This window comes from Vicinamibacteria bacterium, assembly GCA_035620555.1.
Lineage (GTDB): Bacteria > Acidobacteriota > Vicinamibacteria > Marinacidobacterales > SMYC01 > DASPGQ01.
Genome location: DASPGQ010000206.1, coordinates 1 through 2,281 on the forward strand (window position 1 = coordinate 1; position 2,281 = coordinate 2,281).

Here is a 2,281-nt window from a genome sequence, read left to right on the forward strand (position 1 = left end):
AACGGGGGGACTCGCGGGGGCCCTTCTCATGAGCCGGTTCCTCGCAAGCCAGCTCTATGGGATCTCCGCGACGGACGTGCGCACCTACGCGGCGACGGCGGCGGTCCTCCTGCTCGTGGCCGCTGCCGCGACCGCGTTTCCCGCTTTCCGAGCGTCGCGGCTCGACCCCATCGTCGCCCTGCGCCACGAGTGATTCCGGCCTTGCGGCCAGGTCACCTCATATACGGTAACGCGCTTTCGGAGCGAAGATTTACTGCTTTAGCGTAATCCACAGGAACTCGATCGGTCGGTCCCCGGTGTTGCCGGATTCATGGTCCTGGCTCAGCGTGACCTTCTCCATCCAGCCCACCGAGCCGTCCTCCGCGACCGACGTCTCCTTCTTGTCTCCATAACGTACGGTCCACTCGCCGCCCTTGATGTGCACGTAGAGCTGGTTTCCCGAGTGGGTATGGACGCCTTCCCATTGACCGGGCTCGACGATGTACCGCTGCACGACGAGGCGGTCGTTCTCGAAGATGACCTCTCCGGGAATGTTCGGGTAATGCTGGTAGAAGCTCTGCTGGGTGACAACGGGGCTCGACAAAAGCAGCAACGAGCCGGCAAGCAAGAATGCGATCCGACGAGTCATGAAAGCCTCCTCTCAGAGGGAATCTACTCCATGGTCAAATCGTTACGAGGGTAATGCTCGGGGTATCTGTTCTCGGATCGGTGCCGAAGCCGCGCACCAGGAGGACCTTCTGCCCTTCCTCGCCGAAGCCAAACTTGCGCGCAAGCGTCCGCGTGAGCTCGTGAGGGTGCTCGAGCTCCGCCTCGCTAACCGACTCGGGCATAACGCCCCAGAGAAGGCCGGCGCGGCGGCACGTTCCCGGGTCGGGTGAGGTCGCCACGATCGGGGCCGCCGGTCTCGATGAGCTCATGACCGCGGTCGTGCGACCGCTTCGAGAGATTACGTGAATCGCCCGCACCCGGAGGTCCCGCGAGAGCTGCGACATCGCCCGCGCCATGGCATCCTCCACCTTTCCCTCGAGCAACGATTCTGTGCCTCCGTCCAATGGGCTCGATAGCAGGCGAAAGGCCCCCCGGTGAAAGAGGTAGGCCTCGGTCTTCCGCGCCACGGTGTCCATCATCGAGACCGCCTCGACGGGGAACTTCCCGATCGCCGACTCGGCCGAAAGCATCACGGCATCGGCACCGCTTCGTACCGCGAGGGCGACGTCCGAGACCTCGGCCCGGGTTGGACGCGAATGGGACACCATCGATTCGAGCATCTGGGTGGCAACGATGACCGGCTTCGCCTTCGTGCGGGCGAGGTCGGTGAGCTGAATCTGAATGAGGGGTACGGACTGCGGCGGAAGCTCGACCCCGAGGTCTCCTCGCGCCACCATGATACCGTCCGTAACATCCAGAATGGCATCGATATCGGAAAGTGCTTCCGGCCGCTCGATCTTGGCGATGATCGGGACATGGCCCCCGGCGTCGCTCATCAGCGCCCGCAGTTCCTCGACGTCTGCCGCGCGGCGGACGAAGGACAGCGCGACAAAATCGCAACCGAGCTCGAGGGCGAAGCGTGCGTCGTCGCGGTCTTTCGAAGTCAGAGACGGAATCGAGAGCGCCACTCCGGGCAGGTTCATCCCCTTGTGGTCGGTGAGCTCACCGCCCGCTCGAACCACGCAGACGACGTCCGTCTCCTCGGTGCGGACCACCTCGAGCTCGAGAGTCCCGTCGTCGAGGAGAATCCGATCGCCCGGCTTCAGGTCGCGTGCGAGCGCCCCGTATTGGGACGGGATGAGTCCGTCTCTGCCGCGAACGTCTCGGGTGGTGACGGTGACCTCGCCGCCTCGCGCGAGGCGGATTCCTCCTCCCGCGAAGCTCCCTACGCGCATCTTGGGCCCGCTCAGGTCGACGAGGACGCCGACGGTTTTTTTGCGAGCTTCCGCGGCGCGCCGGACACGCTCATAGGCCACCCGGTGAGTTTCGTGGGTGCCGTGTGACATATTCAGGCGGAAGACATCCACGCCCGCGTCGACGAGAGCGGCGAGGACGTCTGGCTCGGTCGAGCTCGGCCCGAGTGTGGCGACGATCTTCGTCCTCCGGTACTTCAGCGGAAGGACATCGATCTCGATCGGCATTGAGGTGGTTTCATCCTTGAGTGATTTTGTAAGAATCGAAAGGATCGCGCGAACGTCGTTGGCGATCCGGGGGTCCGGAATCGCGGCGCTCATCCATCTGTATGCGAACGCTGAGAGGTCTCATGTCGGTCCAAACCCGCGCGATGTGGTCG

The 2,281-nt window shown here is 64.0% G+C and carries 3 protein-coding genes; 1 reads left to right on the forward strand and 2 read right to left on the reverse strand.

Annotated elements, in window-relative coordinates; all coding sequences use genetic code 11:
* Nucleotides 1-193, forward strand: a 193-nt coding sequence (locus VEK15_08315; protein HXV60683.1) for a hypothetical protein, incomplete at its 5' end; no start/stop codon positions are given.
* Between the two features lie 57 nt (nt 194-250).
* Here the strand turns inward: VEK15_08315 and VEK15_08320 are convergent.
* Nucleotides 251-628 carry a cupin domain-containing protein gene (locus tag VEK15_08320; GenBank protein ID HXV60684.1) on the reverse strand — a complete coding sequence of 126 codons (378 nt, stop codon included), beginning with the start codon at nt 626-628 and terminating at the stop codon, nt 251-253.
* 34 nt (nt 629-662) lie between these two features.
* Nucleotides 663-2,129: a pyruvate kinase gene (gene pyk, locus VEK15_08325; protein ID HXV60685.1), complete on the reverse strand. Its 1,467-nt coding sequence runs from the start codon at nt 2,127-2,129 to the stop codon at nt 663-665.
* Between the last annotated feature and the right edge of the window lie 152 nt (nt 2,130-2,281).

Coding starts and splice junctions, on each gene's coding strand:
- VEK15_08320 (HXV60684.1), bottom strand. CDS start 628: ATGACTCGTCGGATCGCATTCTTGCTTGCCGGCTCGTTGCTGCTTTTG.
- pyk (HXV60685.1), bottom strand. CDS start 2,129: ATGCCGATCGAGATCGATGTCCTTCCGCTGAAGTACCGGAGGACGAAG.